The following is a 20,576-nucleotide window of genomic DNA, read 5'->3' as shown; positions in this document are numbered from 1 at the left end:
GCATTGCCATGCCCGCCTACACCGACAACCTTGCAAACGCCCGCGCAACGATTCGCCTCCAGTCGTGGGCCATCCTCGTTGCGCTCGTCATCGTGCTGATCGCCGTGGCCGACCGGTTTGTGAGGCAGACGACCTTCACCGTGCATGTTCCGCCGGACCTCTCGCACGGGGCCACCATTCAGACGGGTCGAACGCCGTCGGTTCCGCCTCCGAATGTCTATGCCTTCGGATATCTCATCTGGCAGCAGGTCAACCGCTGGGCGAAGGATGGCTCCAAGGACTACGTCGCGCAGATTTACGCGCTACAGAACTACCTGACGCCCTCCTGCCGGGAGCAACTCCTCAAGGACGTCAGCACCAAGGCCAGCGATGCCGAGCTGATCCAGCGCACCCGTGCCCTTCTGGAGATTCCTGGGTATGGCTATACCGCGAACCGGGTGACGGCGCACGGCAACGGTGGATGGACCGTGCTCCTCGATGCCCAGATCCTCGAGACCTCTAGGGGAATGCCCGTGAAGGACACCTTCATCCGCTATCCCCTGCACGTCGTCCGCTACGACGTGGACCGTGAGCGCAACCCATGGGGGCTCGCCCTGAACTGCTTTGCCGGCCGTTATCCCGAGCGGATCGACCCGCAGGCGCTCGAGGCACCGATCGCCCCCCAGCCAGCGCCGACCACGCCGCTACCCCCGTCCGCCGCGCCGTCCGCCGCCGATCCAGGTTCGGACCTACCGCGAGCCGTGCCGCTGCCGGTCCCGGACAACAAGGAGGAGTCGCCATGATCGCCCCTCGCATCGCCGCCGCGCTCATGTGCCTCGACGTTCTTGCCTCCGCCTCAGCGCAGCAGCCCGAAGCCAAGGCACCCACACCGGCCAGTCTTTCGCCGGATGCTGCTGGACCGACGGCGGCACCAACCTGGCATCCCGCTGCCACGACGACCATGGATCTCGGCGCTCTACCCCCGCAAACGGCCCCCGCGCCTGCTCCAGTCCCCGCGCCCAAATCCGACGGCCCAGCCGCAGGGAAGTCCGCACATCCCCCATCGCCCCCCAACACGCAGGCTACATCCCGCCCACCCGCTCGCCCCGACGATCGGCAGGCCGATGGCGGGCGTACGCAACATGTGCTCTTCGAGCGCCTCCCCGTCCAGTTGCTCCTAAGCCCGGGGCGGGAGCGCTTGGTGCAGCTCCCGTTCGTCGCCTTGATGGATGTGCCCGCCGCCCTGCAGGGCGTGCTCGAGGTCCAGATCATCGAGGACACCGCGTATCTGACGGCGAACGCGCCATTCCCGCGGACTCGCCTGTACGCCCAAGCGATCGACGGCAGCACGACGGTTCCGCTCGATATCGAGTCGCACGAAGCTGTCCGGGTGCCGCCGGTGCTCCGCGTCCATCTGCCCGGCGATGCTGTCGCGGAGGGCGACGAGCGCGCCGAAAGTCGGCGGAACGACGAGCCGGCGGTCGACATGATCCAGCTCACGCGCTACGCCGCGCAAATGCTGTATGCGCCGACCCGCCTGCTCCCCACCCTGCCGGGCGTGCGCCAGGACCCGGTCAATCAGTCGCCCGTGGTCGGCCTCTACCGGGGTGGCGAGATGGAGACTGCGCCCTTGGGGGCCTGGTCGAGCGGGTCGCTGCATGTGACCGCGGTGCGCTTCACGAACCGCACCGCGCGCGCCGTCGACTTGGAGCTGGACATGCGGTGGCTGCGCGGGCAGTGGATCGCTGCGACGCCCCAGCATTGGCGTCTCTCGCCCCACGGGTCCGAGGCCGACACGACCGCCGTGTACCTCGTCTCCGATCGGCCCTTCGCGGCCGTGCCGCTGTGGCGTTAGGAGGCATCCATGCAGATCGCGCAGAACAGGCTCGTCCCCGTGCTCGCCGTGATTGCCCTCACCGTGACGGGCTACATACTCTACCAACAGAGCGAGACACCGGGCGTCCAGCCGGGGCCGCCGCTGACCAGGGTGCCAGAAGCCCCCTTGCCACCCACTGCCAAAGGGGCCGACGCCGACACGCCGCAAGAAACCCTCAAAACCGTGGTCGCGGGCTACACCGAGCTGAACGACCAGATGCGGTCCCTGATCGGCGAGAACCGCCGCCTGCAGGAGCAGAACGATCGCCACCAGCGCAGTGAGGACCGCATCCGCGAGCAGCTTCGCCGCGAGCTGCGCACCGAGATGGCAGCAGAGATGGACGCCCTCATGCGCCAGCAGGCCGCCGCGGCCGACTCGCAGTCGTCGGGCGGTCTGATTGGATCAGCAATCGGCGCGGCGAACCTCCCTACGGGCTTCGGGTTCGACAAGGCGAAACCGGATGCGGCAGCGCTGACCGGAACCGGCGCGCCGACCCGCGTCCTGCCGCTGGGCTACGAGATGGGCAAGGGCGCCGATGGACGGCAAGGTGTTGTGCGCAAAGTCACCCTCGTCGAAGCCGCGCCGCCCGCCAGCCGGACGAAGGGTGCCCAGGCTCGAACGGCCCCCCCTGCCCCCACGCCGTTCTACACGATCCCGGAGAACGCGACCCTGACAGGCGTCGCCAACATGACCACGATCGTCGGCCGAGTACCAGTGGACGGCAAAGTGACCGATCCGATGCAGTTCAAGCTTCTCCTGGGGCCGGAAAACCTGGCCGCCAACGGTCATTACCTTCCTCGTAACCTCGCCGGCGTCGTGGTATCGGGAATCGCCATCGGGGACATGACGCTCTCCTGCGCCGAGGGGCTCATCCAGTCCATGACCTTCGTCTTCAACGACGGAAGCATTCAGACGGTCAGCCGCCGCCGCGACGGGACGACCCCGCTGTACGGTGCGACCGGTGCTGCAGCCGGCGGCAAGCCTTCGCTCGCCGCGGCGCCGAAGCTCGGCTGGATCTCCGACCGCCACGGCAACCCTTGCATCCCCGGGCAGTTCGTCACCAACGCCCCGGCCGTCCTCACCGACACCATCGGCCTGCGGAGCCTGTCGATCGCGGGCCAGGCGGCGGCCGCGGCCCAGACGACCACCACGGAGAACGTCTTTGGTACCACCAGCAGCCGGGTCACGGGGAGCAAGGGCACCTACATCCTCGGGCAGATGGCGAGCGCCGGCACCGACGAGGTGACGAACTGGCTCATGCGCCGGCTCGCCGACAGTTTCGATGCGGTCGTCGTACGCGCCGGGGGCGAGGTGGACGTGCACATCGACGCCGAGATCCAGATCGACAAGGCGCCCGACGCGCGGCGCATCGACTACGGGCGACTCGACGCGCCGGCAACCGGAACTTCCCCTCTGCGAGGTAGCTACTATGGACTGGATTGACTTTCCGCGGTTCGCGCGCCTTCTCGCAGCCCCCACGGTGGCAGTCCTCGCCCTCGGCGCCTGCAGCGTTGCCGGACCCCGCAAATCGCCCTTGCCGGACGACGGGCCCAGCGTCGGAGAGATCTACCGCGAACGCACCTCCGAGTACCAGCGCATGCGGGCTCGCGAAGCGCTCCCGATGCGGCCCGCCACCGAAGTCTTGCCCGGCCCGGTCCTGGAGCCGGCGATGCTCCAGCTCGAGCGCCGCTTCGCCCGGCTGCCCAACCCGGATCTCATCATGGTCGTGTTTCCCCACCTGTCCCGCGGGAAGTATCCGGCGCCGGGCTACGTGACGGCCTTCCCGATGTACGAGCGGGTCGAGTACTTGCTCCCCGGCGAGGCGGACACGCTGCGGCCGGCGCGCGCGCCCACGCACACGACCACTCGCGCCCCGAGCGTCCCTCCGGTGCACGATTCCGCCGTCAGGCGGGCTGCCCAACCCTGATGGAGCGATTGCCATGCTCGGATTCATTCGCATGCTGGGGCTCGCGCCAAACGCCGGATCCGCCTTCGATCACGCCAAGGCCTCGCGCCGCGAGCCGGCCGTGCCGAGGAAACCCCTCCCGGTCCGGGAGCGCCGACGGCTCGCCGCCCGCCCGCCCAGCATCACCGACCTGCTGCCCTGGCGGGACTTCGACGAGAAGACCGGGACCTTCCTCCTCGAGGACGGCGTCTCGCGCGCCCTGCTCTACGAGCTCGATCCGATGCCGAGCGAGGCCTGCGCCGATCAGTACCTCAAGGCGCGCTGCGCCGAGATTCAGTCGGCGCTCCAAGCCCTGCCCGAGTATGACGAGGCGCCGTGGGTCGTCCAGTTCTTCTGCAACGACGACACGGATCTCTCGTGGCAGATCGAGCGCATACGCGACTACATTGTGTCGGTGCATGCCAAGGCCCCCGAGCGGGCGCGGGAGATTCTCGCGAGCGAGTTCACGCGCCACTTTCTCGCCGAGATGGCTGAGCATCTGTCCCTCGTGGCCCGGTCCGAGGGCCTCTTCCTCGATGAGGGGGTGTCGGGCAACCGATGGCGCGGCCAGATCCGTCGCGTGCGTTGCGCCATCTACCGTCGTTTCCCGCCGGGCTTTGATTTCTCCCGGGAGCTCCTCGACCCGGCAGAGACGCTGCAGCAGACGGCGCGCGGGCTCGTCGCCGGCCTGGCGCAGACCGGCATCCATGCCCGGCCGATGAACGCCGCGGACTTCTACGCATGGCTGTTACCGTTCTTCAACCCGAAGCCCGACTTCGCCGAAACCGTCGGCCAGCTTCTCCGGCTGTGTCCGTACCCCCGACCCGACGAGGCGCCAGACGATCTCGATCTCGGCGAACTGCTCTTCCTCGCTGCACCGAGGTCAGATCCCGAGATGGGCCTGTGGTTTTTCGACGGCCGTCCCGTGCGAGCGCTGGCGCTCCAGTCGATGCGCAAGCTCCCCGAGATCGGCCACTTCACCGCCGAGCGTGATCATGCCGGCAAGCTCTTCGCGCGCTTCGACCGTTTTCCCGACGGCACGATGCTGTCAGCCACCATCGTGATCTGCCCCCAGGACACGATGACCGGTCGCGTCGAAGCCATCAAGAGCGCCTCGCGCGCAAACACCCTCGAAGCCGCCCACACCTATGACGAGGCAGTGGCCGTCCTCGACAACATGCGCACCGACAAGCTCTATCCGATGTATCTCACGCTTTTCGTGCGGGGCGAAGACACCACCCAGCTGGGGCGCACGGTGGCGGACCTCACCGCCGCCCTCCATGCATCGGGGCTCAGGTTCATTCGGCCGGTGGACGAGCTGCAGGGCTGCGACGTCTTCCTGCGCGCACTGCCGATGTGCTTCGATCCCCGGTTCGACGCCCGCCACCTGCGCCGCTCGCGCCTCGCTTTCGCCTCCCAGATCGCCACCCTGCTTCCCCTCTATGGACGCGCCCGCGGCACCGGCAACCCCGGCTTCTGGCTGTGGAACCGCGGCGGCGAGCCCCTCCTGTTCGACCCCTTGAATCCCCGCGATCGCAACAAAAATGCTCACCTTCTGACCTTGGGCCCGACCGGCGCCGGGAAGTCCGCGACGCTGTGCTATTTCGCGATGCAGATGATGGCGATCTACCGGCCACGCTTTTTCATCATCGACGCCGGAAAATCCTTCGGCCTCCTGGGCGAGCACATGCGTCGCCATGGACTCACCGTCAACCAGGTCGAGCTCACCCCCGACACGGAGGTCAGCCTTCCGCCCTTCGCCATGGCCCCGCGTCTCTTCGATCAGGACGGCATCAAGGCCTTCGACGAGACGTTCGGGACGCCGGATGAAGACGAGCTCCCGGATTCCGACGCAGCCGAAGTCCCCGCGGCACTCGAGGACGATGACGAAGCTGCGGACCCCGGCAAGCGCGACATCCTGGGCGAGATGGTAATCGCGGCCACGCTGATGATTACCGGCGGAGAGGAACGCGAAATGCGCAAGATGAGCCGCGCGGACCGCTACCTGATCGCTCGCGGAATCCTGGCCGCCGCGCGCCAGGGCCGCGACCGCGGCCAGCCGCATCCGCGCGTACAGGACGTCGCCCACGCGCTGATGGCCATGCGTAGCGACGAGGAGCTGGGCCCCTCGCGGCGCGACCGGGCGGAGGAGATGGGCCAGGCCATGATGGTCTTCTGCGAAGGCCTGCGCGGACGGCTCTTCAACCGGTATGGCGCCACCTGGCCGGATGCGGACGTCACGATCGTGGAGATGGGCACGCTGGCACAGGAAGGCTACGAGGATGCCCTCGCAGTCGCCTATACGTCGCTGATCACCCACGTCCAAGCGCTGGCCGAGGCGACCCAGTATGACCACCGCCCCATCATCAATCTCACCGATGAAGGGCACATCATCACCGCCAACGATCTGCTGAACGTCTACTCGGTCAAGATCACCAAGATGTGGCGGAAGCTCGGGGCGTGGTACTGGCTCGGCACCCAGAACATGCAGGACTTCCCGGCCTCGGCCTCCCGCATCCTGAACATGTGCGAGCACTGGGTGCTGCTCACCATGGATCGCGACGAGATCGAACAGGTCGCCCGTTTCCGCACCTTGACTCCCGAGCAACGCGCACTGATGGAGTCCGCCCGAAAGGAGCCGCCAAAGTACACCGAGGGCGTGATCCTCAATCCGCAGATGCAAGCCCTCTTCAGGAACGTGCCCCCGCCGCTCGCCATCGCGCTCGCAATGACGGAGAAGCACGAGAAGGCCTGGCGCCTGGACATCATGAAGGCCACCGGCTGCACGGAGCTCGAGGCGGCCTATGCGATTTCCCGCGAGATCGCGGCGAAGAGGGCCGCGTGATGGACGCCCCGGATCCTCGCGTACCCCTTGCCAGCGACCTCGCCCTGAGCGTACAGCTCGACCGCGTCGCAGCCGAAGCCCGCGGGCATCACCGGCTGCTCTTCCTGGAGAACCTGCCCGACGACGCGTTTGCCCTGTGGGCCCGCGCCAAGGCGATCATGGAGCCGGACAACGTGGCCTACATCCGCCTCCTTGCGAGCGGCCGAGGGGTCGTTTCCGGCGTCATCGTCGGCCTCGAGGTGGACGGCGACGACCTGGACGACGACCTCAGCACCGTGCTCTTCGGGCGGCCTCTGGTCCTCGTGGCCAGCCTCGACAAGGCCCGCCAGCATCTGGGCAAGCGCCTGCTCCAGTGGCTGGACTGGGCCGCCACCACGCTACCGCTCATGGTCGCCAGCACCGCGGACGCGACGCCGTTCGTGCGTCATCTGGGGCACCACCCCGTCGCCGTCGACCAGATCCTCAACGGCCAATTCTCGGGCACGGCCGCCGAGCTTGCGGGCCGCGCCATCAAATCCCTGCGAGAGAACCCATGAAGACGATGCGAAGCGTTGCCGCCGCCGTCCTCCTTGGCCTCACCGCCACGGCCCTCCCGGCCGCCGACATCCCAAGCACCCGCTCCAGCCTCTATTACCGGCTGGGAGGCGGCGATCCCGCCTCGCGTGCAGCGAACCCCCGCGGCGTGCCCTACAAGCTCGCCCTGTCGGGGGTGGCACGCCTTCACTACTCGTGCGGAGCCTACGACTTCGGGTTGTCCTTTCAGACCTTGATGAACCAGTTCGCAGCGCTTGGGACCCAGGTCACCAATGGCGTCAAGGCAGGCATCACGGCGCTTCCTTTGTACCTGTTTCAGCGCGCATCGCCGGGGCTGTATGAGCTGTTTCAGACCTACGCCAAGAAGGCCGAGGTGGCGATCCAGATCGCCACCAAGAGCTGCGAAGAGATGGAGGCCCAGATTAAGGCCGGCGAGGATCCCTACGAGGACTTCATTCGCATGGCCCGGGGCGAGGCCTGGAAGCAGCAGGCGACCGTCACCGGGGATGTGGTGGCGGCGAAGGCTAATGTCGCCGCCAACGCCGGGCGCGACGGGGTGACCTGGATTGGGGGCGTGAGGGCCGGCGGTGCCAAGCAGGAAGCCATTCGGGTGGTATGGGACACCGTATTCGGTGGTTTCAACGTCACGATGGGACAGCCGCCCAAGGCCTCCGCTGCTCTCTATCCCGAGGTCAAACTGACTCGCACCTTTGCGACGCCGCAGAAAGCGGCCACCTATGCAACGGACGTGCTCGGAGATCTTCGCAGCTCGACCTGTGAAGAGGGTGACTGTCCACAGTCAGAGACCATGCTCGGCCTGGGTCTGATCCATCAATTCGAGGGGGAGATCCCGACCGTGGAAGCACAGATCGACGCCGTATATTCCAACGTCGTGCCACGCGGAACCGATCTTGCCGCGGCCTCCGCCCCCGGTATCGTCGTGACCCGCGAGCTCGTCGACGCCATTCGCGAGCTGCCTGCCATCGAGCAAGGCATTGCGCGCCAGCGCCTCGTCCAGGACTTAGCGCTGGCGAGGACCGTCGACAAGGCACTGATCATCCGGAACCTGCTCCTGACGGGACGAATGATCCCGGAGGTATACAAGACGGCGAATACTCAGATCGAATCCAAGCTCGCGGAGCTGAACCGCCACATCGACGACGTGCTCTACGAGGCCAACGTTCGCAAACGCATCATCTCCGAGACGGCGACGGTCCTGTTGGACAGCTATCAGGCAGCGCGCGCCGCTTCGGCCGCGAACGCCGTGCAGCAGCCGGTCGACCAGCAACCCATGATCGGCGGGCGGGTAAAGAAATGACCGTTCACCCGTTGCCGTCAGGACGCCGGCGCCTCATCACCCGTCCGCTCGCCCGCTCCGCCCTGGCCGCTGTCCTTGCGATCGTCGGGATCGCCGCTTCCGTCGTGGTAGCGATGGTCGCACTTGGATTCCGCGACGATATGGACGTCCTGCACCAGGTCGTGGGCCGGATCAAACCGTATCTGGTCGGCGTGCACCTTCTCGCGATCGGCGCCCTGTGGCTCGCTTGGCCGTGGCTCGGCCACCACTTGCCGGCCCGATGGCCCGACGAGGCTCGCGCGGCGTTCCTCGGCGCGCGCCATCGGGTCTGCATCGGTCTGCTCTTCATCGAGCTCCTCGTGGTGCTCGGCATTCCGTTCGGTCGCATGTAGGAGGAACCCGCCGTGAGCGTCGACAGTTACCTGGAGCTCTTCACCACCATGTATGGCTGGGCGTTCGCGGGCGTCTTTCGCGACATCCTCGTGGACACCGGCATCATCTTCCTTCCCTTCCTCTTCATCATCATCGGCACCTGGTTGCGCGCTCACGAAATGAACGCGGTCGAGGGCGCCGATGCGGCCTGGATGGTCCGGAAGATGGAGGTCGAGTTCTGGACCGCCATCTTCGTCATGGCCTTCTGCTTCACGCCGGTCGGCACCAGCCTCGAGAACGTCAAGCTCCACCACACCCCGGCAACAACCGCGCTCAATCCGGCCCCCGCCACTGCAACCGGAACGAACTCGGACAGCACCTACGACGATGCCTTCAGCTCGGTTCCGCAGCACCTCGAGCTGCCGCCCTGGTGGTTTGCCGTCATGAGCCTGTCGGGCGGGTTCAACGATGCCGTGCGGGGAGGCATCTCCGGCGGTTTGAGCGGCCTCCGGGAGGTGGAGGAGTTCGCCCGTTCCGCCGCGGTGGAAGATCCCTCCCTGCGCGCGGAAGTGCAGCGCTTCTTCAACGAATGCTACTTGCCGGCGCGGTCGCGCTACCTCGAAGCTCCACCGTCCCCTTCCGCAGCAGCTGCACTGGAGGCTTACGGCGACGGCGATCCCGACTGGATGGGAAGCCACGCCTTTCAGGCCGACCCGAACCTCTACCCGGCCCTGCATGCACGGGCCGGCGTGCCGGGCTTCGCCCTGGACGTGGCCCATCAGGATGCGGACATGGACGCCAACGCCGCCGTCCCGGACTATGGACGCCCCACCTGTCACGAATGGTGGGCAGACCCCGCGCTCGGGGTGCGCGCCAAGCTGGTCAAAGGCATCGGCAATCTCGCGGCGGCACCCACGTCGCTGACCGAGAAGGTGTCGCTGGTCTTCAGCTCGGTGGCCGTCGAGAAGCGCGAGGATGGTCTTGCGCGGCTGGCGATGGGGCGGTCGAACCCTGCGATCGCACCCGAAATGATGCTCCCCGACGACAACCGCAGCTGGTACCAAGCCCTCCTCGGGGCTGGCCCCGACGTCGCCGGGATGGCCGGAATGGTGAACAAGGCGCTTCACGCCCAGGCGTCCCGCTTTCCGATCATCCAGTTCGCAACCCTGGCCCAGCCCCTGATCCTCATGGGCATCTACATGTTCATGCCCCTGATCCTGGTCTTCGGGCGCTACAGCCTTCAGATCATGTTCCTGGGCGCGCTCGCCATCTTCACCGTCAAGCTGTGGGCGGTCCTCTGGTACATCGCGATGTGGATCGACGAACACCTGTGGGTCGCGATGTACCCGGACGCCGAGCACCTGCTGTTCAACGTCCTGCACCTGGAGTTCGACACGGCGCTCAAGCGCAGCACCTTGAATACGCTACTGATCGGCCTATACCTCGGGCTACCCCTGATCTGGAGCGGGATGATGGGGTGGGCGAGCCTGCACGTGGTGCATGGCATCGACGCCATGAAGCGCAGCGCAATTTCGAGTGGAATGGTCTCCGGCCAAGCCGGTGTTGGCATTGCCGCCAATGTGGTCGGCGGCGTCGGTGGCAGGGTTGGTGGGGTTGCGCGCCGAGCGGCGCGCTCAATCACGCGCTAGGGCGGGGATGTGATGAACCTCTCAACCTCAGTAGTGAATGATCGGCGCGCCCGAATAGGCGCCAACCGGTTCTCCCTTTCGACCGGCGACCACGGGCTCACGACCGTAGATGGTGAAGCCGTCCCCCTCCGTATTCCCCGGGCCAAACAGGTCTTCCTGACCTATCGGGTCATCCCCCTCTGCGTCCGTACGGGGTCTTGCGCTCCCATAGAACGCCAAGGCTCGCACTACAGCGCCAACAAGCATCAACGCCCCCACGAGCGTGGCGAAGACGACGCGTCCAATAGTCTTCATAAGGCCTTCCCTCCATCACGAGGAGTAATCCAATGCCAATAACCCATTGCCGAACATGCGCCTCACAGACGGCAAGGTCCATGCGCATGATGTGTCGTCCTGTAACAGCTGCGCTGCTCGTTGCTGGCGCGGCTGGACTCGCCGAGGCTGACAACTCGGCCGGCGCCTCCGAGACCATCAAGACGGCGCTCGCGCGCAATTCCGGTGGCAAGGTGAATCCCGATTCCGTGGCACCGACCCCGGTCCCTGGCATCTACGAGGTCGTGAGCGACAGAGCGGTCTTCTACGTCGACGCCACCGGCCGCTTCGCCTTCGTCGATGGCCGGCTCGTCGATACCGTCGAAAAGCAGGACCTTACGCAACTCCGATTGGACAGACTGTCAGCCATCCCGTTCGCCGAGCTACCGATCGACTTGGCAATCAAGACGGTGCGCGGGAACGGCTCGAGGCGGCTCGCCGTGTTCGAGGATCCGGCTTGCCCCGCGTGCCGATCGCTACAGCCCACACTCACCGCGCTCGACGACGTCACGATCTACACGTTCACCTACCCGGTCGTCTCTTCCGACTCGATTCCCGCGGCCGTCGGCACCTGGTGCGGCAGCGATCACCAGGCCGATCAATGGCGGGCCTACATGGAAGGCGCACCTGCGCCACGGCAGATCGAGCCTCACTGCGAGCCCGCCATGGACCGTGTCCGGCGAATCGTCGAGTTCGGACGTCACCATGGAATTCGCAACACGCCAACCCTCGTGCTGGCCGACGGGCGCCGCGTGGTAGGTGCAATCTCCGGCCCCGAGCTGGAGGAGGCCCTGACGCGCGCTGCCGAGGGAACAGGCAAGTGAACGCGACCATGCGCCGGTTGGTCGCCTTGCTGGTCTGCGCCACCCCGCTTCCGCCCGTCCAGGCCCAGGAACAGGTCGAGGTCTTCCAACTCGGCACGCAACAGATCAGCGGAACGGGGACGGCAAGGGTGTATCACGTGGATGGCATGGAGCGAATGACTGCCCCCCTATCCGCCGGGTTGCCCTCCGACCCCGTCCAGGCCGAAGCGGTCGCCAGGCGACGCTTCGAGGCGCTCACCGACACCGATCGCCAGGCGATCGGAGCCAGCGCACAGGGCCTGACCGCGGCCATGCAGTACCGGCTCGCCAAGGTCCCGGCAATCGTATTCGATGGGGCAGCCGTCGTTTATGGCGTGGAGAACGTGGATCAGGCCCGCGCCATCTACCGGACGTGGCGAGCCCGGGGCGGCCGGTAGGGGAAGGCGGCATGCGCGCGTGTTCCGTCATCCGGTCAGCCAAGGCGCCGCGTCTGCGCGCGCTCCTGGCCACCTGTGCCGTAACCTGCGCGCCCCTAACCGACGCGGCGGAGTCCACCACGACCGCTGCCCTCCTCGCCCAGGCTGTCGCGAGCTACCCGGCCTGCAGCGCCTGGCATGTTTCGGGTATCTGTTTCTGGCTGCAGTGCACGCCCACCGGCTGCTCCATCCGCACATCCACCCGCATCAGCCATTTCGCCCCCGATCTGGTGGTGAGCACCTATCACGATGTCACGACCCACCCGTGGCCGGAAATCGGCATCCCGATCGCAGCGGCAAGCCGAGGGCTCCTCGGGACACTGCTCGGCGTCGACCTGGCCGACAGCGCCGGCACACACTCGCAGGCCGATCGCACAGACAAGCAGCGGCGGTTCCGCGACGCCGATGCCATCGGCCATCCCGCGGCCGGGCTGCCCGACCTCGTCACGTGCCCCTCGGCCATCATTCCCTTCGCCCCCTACTACCAGTCGAAACTCGACGCGGCCGTGTGGCGTTCCTACCTACCGGCGGAGCTTCTCCTTCCAGCCTCCTGGGTGCCGGGAATGCGCGAGGTCGGCACCCCGCCGCTCAATACCTGGGGCAACGTCTATCCGCGTACCGGAGAGGTCGTCCAGCAACACGAGGTCAAGGCCGCCGCGGTCCTGTCGCAGCGCATCGCCGATTTCATCACCCGGCCCGCGCAGCCGCACGTCTACGCCTACGTCACCTCGGGCGGCACTCGACGACGGCGGGGTCAGCTCGTGTGGGATCCGCCGCCAGCGCGCGAAAACAATCCCATGGGGGGCCTGTGGCAGATGAACGTCGCGGTTCCCACTCCCTGCCACATCTTCGGACTCAATGACACCGCGAGCCCGGTCTCCTACGGCGACACCATGACCACCCATTCCGGCAGCTATGCCTACACACTCTGGCGTCCCTACGCCTGCTGCCGGGTGCGTGGCCAGATCTTCCTCGGCAGCATCCAGTTCGGCTTGTGGTGATTGCGATGAGTCCTGTCCGTTTCGTGCCTCTACTGGCCGTCTTCATCGCCGCGCCATGCTGGTCGGCGCCCCCCCTTGCCAGCCGGCCGCCGACCGTCATCCACGACGCTGGTGGCGTACCGCTCGCGCCTTACTTCGAGCCGTTCGCCGACGACGCCAGCGAGGAGGCGCACGAGCCGGTATCCCAGCCGCCGTGGCAACCACCGTCTCCGCAGCTCTTCCCGGTCGTCTCAGCCCGCGGGGGGCCCGGCCGGCTGCTGCAGAACCCCATGCCAAGCAAGTTGCCGGGCGGGCCGGGACAACCCATCTTCATCGTCGGCGACGATGCGGCCTCCGTCGACTGGCTGCAACGCAACGCGGACGCATTGCATCGGATGGGCGCCCGGGGAATCGTCGCATCGGTGCGCACCCCGGAGGATTTTCTGCGCCTGCGGGGCTTGGTCGACCTGCACATGACGCCCATGTCGCCCGATGCGCTCCTCGAAGCGGCCGGGATCCACGTTTGGCCCGTCCTCATCGGCGCCGATGGGGCGATTTCGCAGTAGGAGGCACGTGATGAGTCCGAGAAGCATCCGCCAGCATCGGCTTGCGATCGCACTTGCCCTCGCCTACTCGGGGGCATCGCCCGCCACGGATCCGTCGCATGGCGACCTCGGAGCCCTCGCAGCCGCGCTCTTCGCCACTGTGCCGCCTGCCGCATTGTCGCAAAGGGACCGGCGCGAGATCGCTGCCGTCACGCGTCTCGCCCTACGCGACGGCGTCGTCGTGAGCAGTCTCGCGGGCTGCGAAACGGCGATGTACCCCGAGGTAACCATCGAGGACCTGAACGGCGACGGGGTCCCCGAGGTCTTCGTTGTCGCCGGCAACACCTGCACGTCGGGGATGACGGGCAGCAGCATCTGGCTGTTCGCCAGGCGCCTCGACGGGCGCTGGAGCCGGCGCCTCGACGTCGCAGCGGCCGCCTACCGCGTGCTGCCAACAACGACCAAAGGGTGGCGCGACCTGATCGTCGGCGGCCGTGGTTTGTGCCAAGGGGTGTGGCACCTCTCAACGGACGGTGTGTACCAGTACGCGCGCTCCATCAGGCCCGACGGGACCCCGTGCCCAAGCCAATAGGAGGTCTGGCATGAAAGCCCGTCTCGCTTTCGTCCTGTTTCTGCTGGCCAGTCTCGTCTGGGCCGGCGTGACGTACACCGATTTCCTCAAGGCCTTGGGGCAGCGGGAGAGCACGATGAACCCGCGGGTCGCCAACCAGTTCGGTCACGTCGGCCTCTTCCAGTTCAGCGAGGCCGCTCTGCAGGACGTGGGCCTCTACTCGGGCGACGGCACACCGAAGACCAACGACTGGACAGGCACCTTCACCGGCAAGTACGGCGTCAATTCTCTGGCCGATCTGCTTGCGAATTCCGATGCCCAGATCCAGGCGGTATCCGCTTACCACCAGCAGGTGTGGAACACCCTCACGAAGGTCTATGGTGCCGAAAACTACCTGGGGACGACGATCAACGACACCCCCATCACCGCGTCGGGTCTCGTCGCCGCAGCACACCTTGTAGGCGCCGGCACCGTTGGGGAGTGGCTGAAATCCGGAGGAGCGACGGATCCGGCCGACGGCAACGGCACGAAACTCGTCTCCTACCTGGGGCAGTTTGTCGGCTATACGCTGGCTTTCGCGCCCCCGAGCTACGCCGAGGTCCTCGCGGGCGCCCCTGCGGGCGTTTCGCCTGGCGGCCATGTCCCTACCTCTGCCCCCTTAAGGCCGTCAGCCGGGACGGGCTCCGCCGCCTTGCTCAAGGGCGGCGGCTTCGGCTACACGTCTGCCGCCCAGGGTTTCTTCGGTGCCACCGGCTATCACATGGGGCAGGTCCGGCAGCTGCTGGTCGGAATTGCCGCAATGACCCTCGTCACCTGGATCGCATGGGTCATCGTCGCCAAGTGGCGCGGCCTGTCGGAGGGATTTGATACAAAGCGGGAGCTTGCGGTCGACGTTGCTCGGGCTATCGTTCTGACATGGATCGTGCTGCTCATCATGATGTAGATCTGACGATTTCCATGGAGGCGATGATGAAACGGACGCCATACCTGGCCGCCCTCCTTCTGGCGGCATCCCTGCAACCCGCCCGCGCGGACGTGCTCGACGGCTTGATCTTCGGCGCCAAGTGCATCGGCGCCGAAGATCGCAAGGCCTGCGAGGAGCAATCCAAACGCGAGGCCGACGAGACGCGGGAGCGGATGCACCAGCAGCCCCAGTCGGGGATGAGTCAGAGTGTGGTGACGGGTAGTCCAGCCAAGGGAGCCGAATCACCCACAGACCAAGTTATTCGAAACTGGGTTACGAACCTTGTCTGCTACGACTACGCGAGGCGATCCGCCCACGACGTCAATACCAGCTACGCCCGCCTAATGTCCCGCTACAGTTTTATGACAAAGGGCGAGATGAGGCGCCTTCCGGGCAACGAGGAGGGGCTGGCCCACGTAGCGGGCTATCTGCATCAAGTCACCCCCGGCTCGCTTTATCGGCTCGAACAGGTGGTGCATTCGCCCGACGTGGCCAACGGCCGGCGTCAGTACAAGCTGCGGCTCGACCTCGCCCGCGATGGCCCCGGCACCCGTGTCACCGGCCAGTACTGCGTGACCACCGACGACCCCGCCGGCTGGCGCGATTTGCCGGACCAGGTGCTAAAAAGCCTCAACAACACCTTCTAACCACCGGGCTCATCAATGCTCGACGACGAACGCCCCTGCCCGCACTGCCGCGGCGCCCGCGAAGTCCGCGCCCAGGTCGAACGCCCGTGCCGCAGCTGCGGCGGCAACGGTCGCGAGCGCCGCTCGTATGACGATGAGCCTTGCCGCGCATGTGGCGGTCGGGGAATGGAGTCCGTATCCGAGTTCCAGCTCTGCACGGGGTGTAACGGGCGGGGGTATGTGTGAGACGGGTTCAAAGCGAAACGTCACCCGTGCCGCAGCCGCGACTTAGCATCTTGCGTCCCACCACGGGGCGCGTGGAGCATTGCGCCGCCTTCTGCGGGCACCATTGAGCGCTGTCAGTCCCTGTAACAGCGACGGTCCTTCGGGACCTGGGACACTCGTCGTTTCATCGTCACCCCGACCGGGAAGATCCGCTTCCCGGCCCCAGGGCATGCGATCTCCCCTTTTCGCTTCCAGGAGGAGATCCACATGTCCCACCGTTTCCCCAAAACCCATGTCTCGGATGAACGGGACTCCCGACGCAAGGTCGCGTATCTGCGCGAACTGATCGAGTCCGAGCCCGCCGTAGCCATCGCCACGGCCCAAGCCATAGCGGAGAATCCGACCTTGCTGGACGGCCTCGGCGCGATCGTCGCTCGCCTCGCCAAGGTCGACGAGGCGGCGGCGATTCTTGAAAGGGTCTTTGCTGAACATGCCAGATCGTACCCGCGTACGTACCTGGCGTATGTGGACGCGAGGCTGAAGAAATAGCGTTTGCTGCTACGGGAGGGCCATGTCGCGTCGTGACGCGTTCCTACGGCCCTCGTCCACTTCAATCGAGGGGTTGCAACTTCATCCGGTGATACATGGCCGCCATCAGCCGCTCTTCCGGCACGCTCATGTCGGCCCGTTCGGCCACGGCCTCGGCCCAGGCGTTGAAATCGTCAACCGTCTCCGGATTTACGCGCTCGCCCGCGAATACCGACAACGCCTCACGCTCGCGCTCGGTCAATCTCAGCTTGTTTCCGATTCGTAGCACGGCGACCTCCTGCTGACGGCATTTCCGGCCGAATGCTACTCCTCGCCGTCCACCGTCGGCAAGGCCGGCCAGTCTCTATATGGTCTCTTCAGAATAGATCTCACGCCGTTGCGTGCATGCCGATCCGCGCATACGATATATGTGTCGCGGATGGGCCGTTCGCGGCTCTATTGAATCCGGTTAGCCCCTGACACCGGAGCGGCTTTCGAGCCCGGGGTTCTGTTCAGTTTCATTTTTTCCCGTGGGGAGTCCATCCCCACGCGGAGACGGCTCTCCATGTCTTTCCAAGGAGATGCCGATGTTCCACTTCCATTCGACGACATTGTCTGACGCAGCGCTGCTCGAGCGCTTCTTCGGCCAGGAGGCCGAAGACGTGTGGGAGCGTTGCGGCTCCTGGGCCAAGGTTCTCGAGATCGCGCGGGATCCGCGCACGGAGCCTTGGCATGCCCTCGCAAATGCACTGGAGATCCTGCAGCGAGGCTTGAGCGAAGACTTGGCGGAGCGCGATGCGCTCGATGCCCCCGAGACCGTGCGCGCGTTTCTCCGTACCTTTTTCATGGGTCGCCCCTATGAGATCTTCGTCGTGTTGTACCTGGACGCCCGCAACCGCCTCCTCCACGCGGAGGAAGCCTTCCGTGGCACCTTAACGCAGACCAGCGTCTACCCGCGCGAAATCGTGCGCCGAGCGCTCGAGCTTCGTGCGGCCGCAGTGATCTTCTCGCACCAGCACCCGTCGGGCGCTTGTGAGCCTTCGATCGCCGACGAGTGCCTGACCCGACAACTGAAGGAAACTCTCGCCATGGTCGACGTGAAGGTGCTCGACCACTTCGTCATCGCCGGCGCTGCGGACGTGTCCTTTGCCCAGCGAGGGCTCCTGTAGTCCTGCGTTCTTGCCAAACCGCGATTTGGCCGCTATTTTTGTCTTGTCTCGACGGCACCCTGCCGTCTCTCGAGACCCGGCGGGGACGCCCTCGCTCTCTCGCTTCGCGCGACACTCGCTCAATCCCTTGCTCGTCAACCGGCGCTTCTCGCCGTTCTGACCTCGACTCGTCCTGATTCCCCGCCCCGCGGCTGATGCAACTGCCATCAGTCGCGGCATGGCATGCATCAACCACCCGGACCACGAACGCCAGCGAGGAAGCACATGAATGAATCTCGGGCAGCATGTCCCCGGCGCCGAATCGACGACTTGATCGGCGTCGATCAGGACTCGCATGACGAAAAAATTCCCCTGCCACATGAACAAAGAGGTGCCGCCGTGCGCCTCGACCTACCCGTGAGGTAGCGTCGTCATGAGCATCAAGGTCATGTCGCTCGTGTGGGAAGGGTTCCCTGCGTCCGGAAGCGAGATGCTGGCAATGCTCGCCCTCGCCGACTGGTGCAACGACGAGGGCGGAAGTCTCCACCCGTCGATGAAAGCTGTTGCGGAGAAGATCCGTGTTTCGGAGAAGCAGGCCCGACGGATCATCCACGCCTTTGAAGAAGCCGGATACCTCAAAGTGGCAGGGAATGCCAATGGTGGCGCGCCCGGCACCACCAAGCAGTACCAGCTCAACGTCGCAAAGCTCAGGGCGCTGGCCGACGAGGCGGCCGCCCGAAAGACGACTTCCGTGGATGTCACCCCTCCCGCCGATGTCACCCCTCCCGCCGATGTCACCCCTCCCATAGATGTCACCCCTCCCATAGATGTCACCCCTCCCATAGATGTCACCCCTCCCACCCATGGGAGGGGACGGCTCCCACCCATGGGAGGAGAGGGCTCCCATGGGTGTCCCGAGACGCCTCCCACCGGTGGGAGCCAAACCACCAATGAACCACCAATGAACCACCAGTTAACCGTCAGGGGGACGGCGGCACCTGCAGAGCCAGAACTCCCCTTTGCTGTCGCCAAGGCGCCAGCCCCCCACCAGGCCCAGGCCCCGCCCGGCGAGACGGCGCTGCAGGCCGCCTGCCGGGCGACCTGGGCAGCCTACCGGCACGCCTATGCAGACCGCTACGGTGCCGCCCCGGTGCGTAACCAGAAGGTCAGCTCTCAGGTGAAGCAGTTCGTGCAGCGCATCGGCTACGAGGAATCGCCCCTGGTTGCCGCGTGGTTCGTGCAGCACCCGGGGAGCTACTACGTCGGGCGCATGCACGACTTGGGCTGTCTGCTGAGCGACGCCGAGAAGCTGCACACCGAGTGGGTGACGGGACGGGTCATGACCGCCGGCAAGGCCCGCCAGTCCGACAGAACCGGCACGACCATGGCCGCACTCGCCGAGGTGCTGGCCGAGCGCGGAGAATCGCTGTGAGCGCGAATACGCTGAAGGCCATCGCCGTGACGGCCGAACTGACCGGGGTCGAGCTCTCCACGGTGGCGCTGAAGGCCATGGATGCCGACCTGTCCGCCTACCCGGAGGCCGACGTGCTGCAAGCCCTGGACCGTTGCCGCAAGGAGCTGAAGGGCCGCCTGACGCTATCGGCCGTGCTCGAGCGGGTCGCGGAGCTCGATGGCCGCCCTGGCGCGGAGGAGGCGTGGGCGACCGCGCTTTCCGCGGTCGACGAAGCGGCGACCGTGGTGTGGACCGACGAGATCGTCCAGGCACTGGCGGTGGCCAAACCGCTCCTCGATGCTCGCGACAAGGTGGCGGCACGCATGGCCTTCTGCCAGGCCTATGAACGTCTGCTGCGTCAGGCGCGCGAGGCTAAGGAGCCGTGCCATTGGTGTGCGTCGCTTGGCCATGACCCGGGCCGGCGCGCGGAGGCCCTCGCGGCGGCGGTCGAGGCGGGGCGGCTCACGCATGCAGCCGTCCAAACCCTGCTGCCCGCCCCGGCGGAGAGCAATGCGGTGGTGGCGGCGCTCATCGGCGGCGACGACGCGAAGCTGCTCGCCCACGTTCCCAAGGATGGCCGCAAAACCGCGATGCACAACCTCCAGTGCCTCCGCGCCCACCTCGCCGAACGGGAGACTCGGGCAGCGGCGCGTGAGGCGCAGCGCGCGACCGATGAGCGAGGGCGGCAGGCGGCCGTGGAGGCGCGCAAGGCCAGCATGTTCCGCGCAGTGCAAGAGCGCATGAACGGCACGGGTTCGACGGATGACCGCCCTCCCCCGAAAACCTTGCTTGTTCCTTGAATGCCAACCTGGCATGAACCAGAATACAAAAACATTCTCAAGCGGCGGCTCCTCGCAGCCGCGCAACCTGTCAGCCCCTGAAACAGGTACGGCATCCGCCCGGGGTTTTCGTCCAAGTTGCATTCAATTTCCCCTCCGGGATGACCCACGTCCCGGTTCGCGGATCGCGCGTTCTCCCGTCCAGCACTTACCCTCGAGGAGATCGCCCTATGTGGCACGACGAACCCGCCGACAGGCCGGGACAGGATCCCCAAGCCTGCCTTCCATTTGCCCAATGGGAGGACCGTTTTCGCGAACGCATCACACATTATCAGGAGCTGCTGCTCGTCTTTCCCGGCTCCGCATACCTCGCAAACGAGCTCGCCAACTACCAGAATTGGTTCCACGAGCATCTCTTGCTGCGCCCCACCGGCGCTATCACCGATGAAGCGCTACCGTTCTGACTGGAAAGCGGCGTTCCGGGTGAGTGAGCCCGGAACGCTCGACACCACCCGCGCAGCTGGCACGCCGTGACAATGCCTTGCGAATACTCAACCGACGCACTATCGTAAATCCGTCCCCTCGACAATTCCTGCGCTCGATCCCCTCGCTCAGCGACGCCCCTTCGATCACTGTTCGAAGCAGCTTCGCGCCTTGCCTTCCCTTCGC

General features: G+C 66.2%; 22 protein-coding genes. 21 read left to right on the top strand and 1 reads right to left on the bottom strand.

The annotated features are described in order from the left end of the window. The first annotated feature begins 8 nt into the window (after positions 1-8). From U5817_RS08290 to U5817_RS08210, 17 genes are all read left to right on the top strand, one after another. The gene (locus U5817_RS08290) at positions 9-782 is read left to right on the top strand and encodes a PFL_4703 family integrating conjugative element protein (protein WP_407280372.1); all 774 of its coding nucleotides are present in this window, start codon (positions 9-11) and stop codon (positions 780-782) included. Continuing rightward, positions 779-1,834 carry a TIGR03749 family integrating conjugative element protein gene (locus tag U5817_RS08285; protein ID WP_407280371.1) on the top strand — a complete coding sequence of 352 codons (1,056 nt, stop codon included), beginning with the start codon at positions 779-781 and terminating at the stop codon, positions 1,832-1,834. The genes U5817_RS08290 and U5817_RS08285 overlap by 4 nt, the downstream gene beginning before the upstream one ends. Before the next feature lie 9 nt (positions 1,835-1,843). After that, positions 1,844-3,298, top strand: a complete 1,455-nt coding sequence (locus tag U5817_RS08280; protein ID WP_407280370.1) for a TIGR03752 family integrating conjugative element protein — start codon at positions 1,844-1,846, stop codon at positions 3,296-3,298. Further along, positions 3,285-3,782 carry a TIGR03751 family conjugal transfer lipoprotein gene (locus U5817_RS08275; RefSeq protein ID WP_407280369.1) on the top strand — a complete coding sequence of 166 codons (498 nt, stop codon included), beginning with the start codon at positions 3,285-3,287 and terminating at the stop codon, positions 3,780-3,782. The genes U5817_RS08280 and U5817_RS08275 overlap by 14 nt, the downstream gene beginning before the upstream one ends. Positions 3,783-3,795: 13 nt before the next feature. Then, a complete protein-coding gene (locus U5817_RS08270) occupies positions 3,796-6,645 on the top strand; it encodes a conjugative transfer ATPase (protein WP_407280368.1) in 2,850 nt (949 codons plus the stop codon). Beyond that, positions 6,645-7,181, top strand: a complete 537-nt coding sequence (locus U5817_RS08265; RefSeq protein WP_407280367.1) for a hypothetical protein — start codon at positions 6,645-6,647, stop codon at positions 7,179-7,181. The genes U5817_RS08270 and U5817_RS08265 overlap by 1 nt, the downstream gene beginning before the upstream one ends. Beyond that, complete coding sequence (locus U5817_RS08260) at positions 7,178-8,497, top strand: integrating conjugative element protein (protein ID WP_407280366.1); 1,320 nt, start codon at positions 7,178-7,180, stop codon at positions 8,495-8,497. The genes U5817_RS08265 and U5817_RS08260 overlap by 4 nt, the downstream gene beginning before the upstream one ends. Then, positions 8,494-8,868, top strand: a complete 375-nt coding sequence (locus U5817_RS08255; RefSeq protein WP_407280365.1) for a hypothetical protein — start codon at positions 8,494-8,496, stop codon at positions 8,866-8,868. The genes U5817_RS08260 and U5817_RS08255 overlap by 4 nt, the downstream gene beginning before the upstream one ends. A gap of 12 nt (positions 8,869-8,880) precedes the next feature. Then, positions 8,881-10,497, top strand: a complete 1,617-nt coding sequence (locus U5817_RS08250; RefSeq protein WP_407280364.1) for a conjugal transfer protein TraG N-terminal domain-containing protein — start codon at positions 8,881-8,883, stop codon at positions 10,495-10,497. Positions 10,498-10,871: 374 nt separating this feature from the next. Next, complete coding sequence (locus U5817_RS08245) at positions 10,872-11,633, top strand: DsbC family protein (protein ID WP_407280363.1); 762 nt, start codon at positions 10,872-10,874, stop codon at positions 11,631-11,633. Continuing rightward, positions 11,630-12,049 carry a TIGR03757 family integrating conjugative element protein gene (locus U5817_RS08240; RefSeq protein ID WP_407280362.1) on the top strand — a complete coding sequence of 140 codons (420 nt, stop codon included), beginning with the start codon at positions 11,630-11,632 and terminating at the stop codon, positions 12,047-12,049. Before U5817_RS08245 ends, U5817_RS08240 begins: the two co-directional genes overlap by 4 nt. Before the next feature lie 11 nt (positions 12,050-12,060). Further along, positions 12,061-13,089, top strand: coding sequence for a TIGR03756 family integrating conjugative element protein (locus tag U5817_RS08235; protein ID WP_407280361.1), 1,029 nt, complete (start codon positions 12,061-12,063; stop codon positions 13,087-13,089). 5 nt (positions 13,090-13,094) lie between these two features. Then, positions 13,095-13,634, top strand: a complete 540-nt coding sequence (locus U5817_RS08230) for a PFL_4695 family integrating conjugative element protein (protein WP_407280360.1) — start codon at positions 13,095-13,097, stop codon at positions 13,632-13,634. A 10-nt stretch (positions 13,635-13,644) separates the two neighbouring features. Further along, positions 13,645-14,205, top strand: coding sequence for a hypothetical protein (locus U5817_RS08225; RefSeq protein ID WP_407280359.1), 561 nt, complete (start codon positions 13,645-13,647; stop codon positions 14,203-14,205). Positions 14,206-14,215: 10 nt separating this feature from the next. Next, a complete protein-coding gene (locus tag U5817_RS08220) occupies positions 14,216-15,127 on the top strand; it encodes a transglycosylase SLT domain-containing protein (RefSeq protein WP_407280358.1) in 912 nt (303 codons plus the stop codon). Continuing rightward, positions 15,100-15,795 carry a hypothetical protein gene (locus tag U5817_RS08215; protein ID WP_407280357.1) on the top strand — a complete coding sequence of 232 codons (696 nt, stop codon included), beginning with the start codon at positions 15,100-15,102 and terminating at the stop codon, positions 15,793-15,795. Before U5817_RS08220 ends, U5817_RS08215 begins: the two co-directional genes overlap by 28 nt. A gap of 471 nt (positions 15,796-16,266) precedes the next feature. Then, positions 16,267-16,548: a hypothetical protein gene (locus U5817_RS08210; RefSeq protein WP_407280356.1), complete on the top strand. Its 282-nt coding sequence runs from the start codon at positions 16,267-16,269 to the stop codon at positions 16,546-16,548. A 61-nt stretch (positions 16,549-16,609) separates the two neighbouring features. Here the strand turns inward: U5817_RS08210 and U5817_RS08205 are convergent, their stop codons facing one another. Further along, positions 16,610-16,816, bottom strand: coding sequence for a hypothetical protein (locus tag U5817_RS08205; RefSeq protein WP_407280355.1), 207 nt, complete (start codon positions 16,814-16,816; stop codon positions 16,610-16,612). Between the two features lie 298 nt (positions 16,817-17,114). Here U5817_RS08205 and radC point away from each other — a divergent pair, with 298 nt between their 5' ends. The 4 genes from radC (at position 17,115) to U5817_RS08185 (ending at position 20,371) form a co-directional block, all read left to right on the top strand. Further along, entirely contained in the window at positions 17,115-17,696 is a 582-nt protein-coding gene (gene radC / locus U5817_RS08200; protein WP_407280354.1) for a DNA repair protein RadC, read from the top strand. Positions 17,697-18,636: 940 nt separating this feature from the next. After that, positions 18,637-19,107, top strand: a complete 471-nt coding sequence (locus U5817_RS08195) for a hypothetical protein (protein ID WP_407280353.1) — start codon at positions 18,637-18,639, stop codon at positions 19,105-19,107. Further along, entirely contained in the window at positions 19,104-19,928 is an 825-nt protein-coding gene (locus tag U5817_RS08190; RefSeq protein WP_407280352.1) for a hypothetical protein, read from the top strand. The genes U5817_RS08195 and U5817_RS08190 overlap by 4 nt, the downstream gene beginning before the upstream one ends. 209 nt (positions 19,929-20,137) lie before the next feature. Beyond that, positions 20,138-20,371, top strand: a complete 234-nt coding sequence (locus U5817_RS08185) for a hypothetical protein (RefSeq protein WP_407280351.1) — start codon at positions 20,138-20,140, stop codon at positions 20,369-20,371. Positions 20,372-20,576 lie beyond the last annotated feature (205 nt).

This window comes from Aromatoleum evansii (assembly GCF_045689615.1).
Classification (GTDB): domain Bacteria; phylum Pseudomonadota; class Gammaproteobacteria; order Burkholderiales; family Rhodocyclaceae; genus Aromatoleum; species Aromatoleum evansii.
This window is presented reverse-complemented; position numbering and strand designations above follow the sequence as displayed.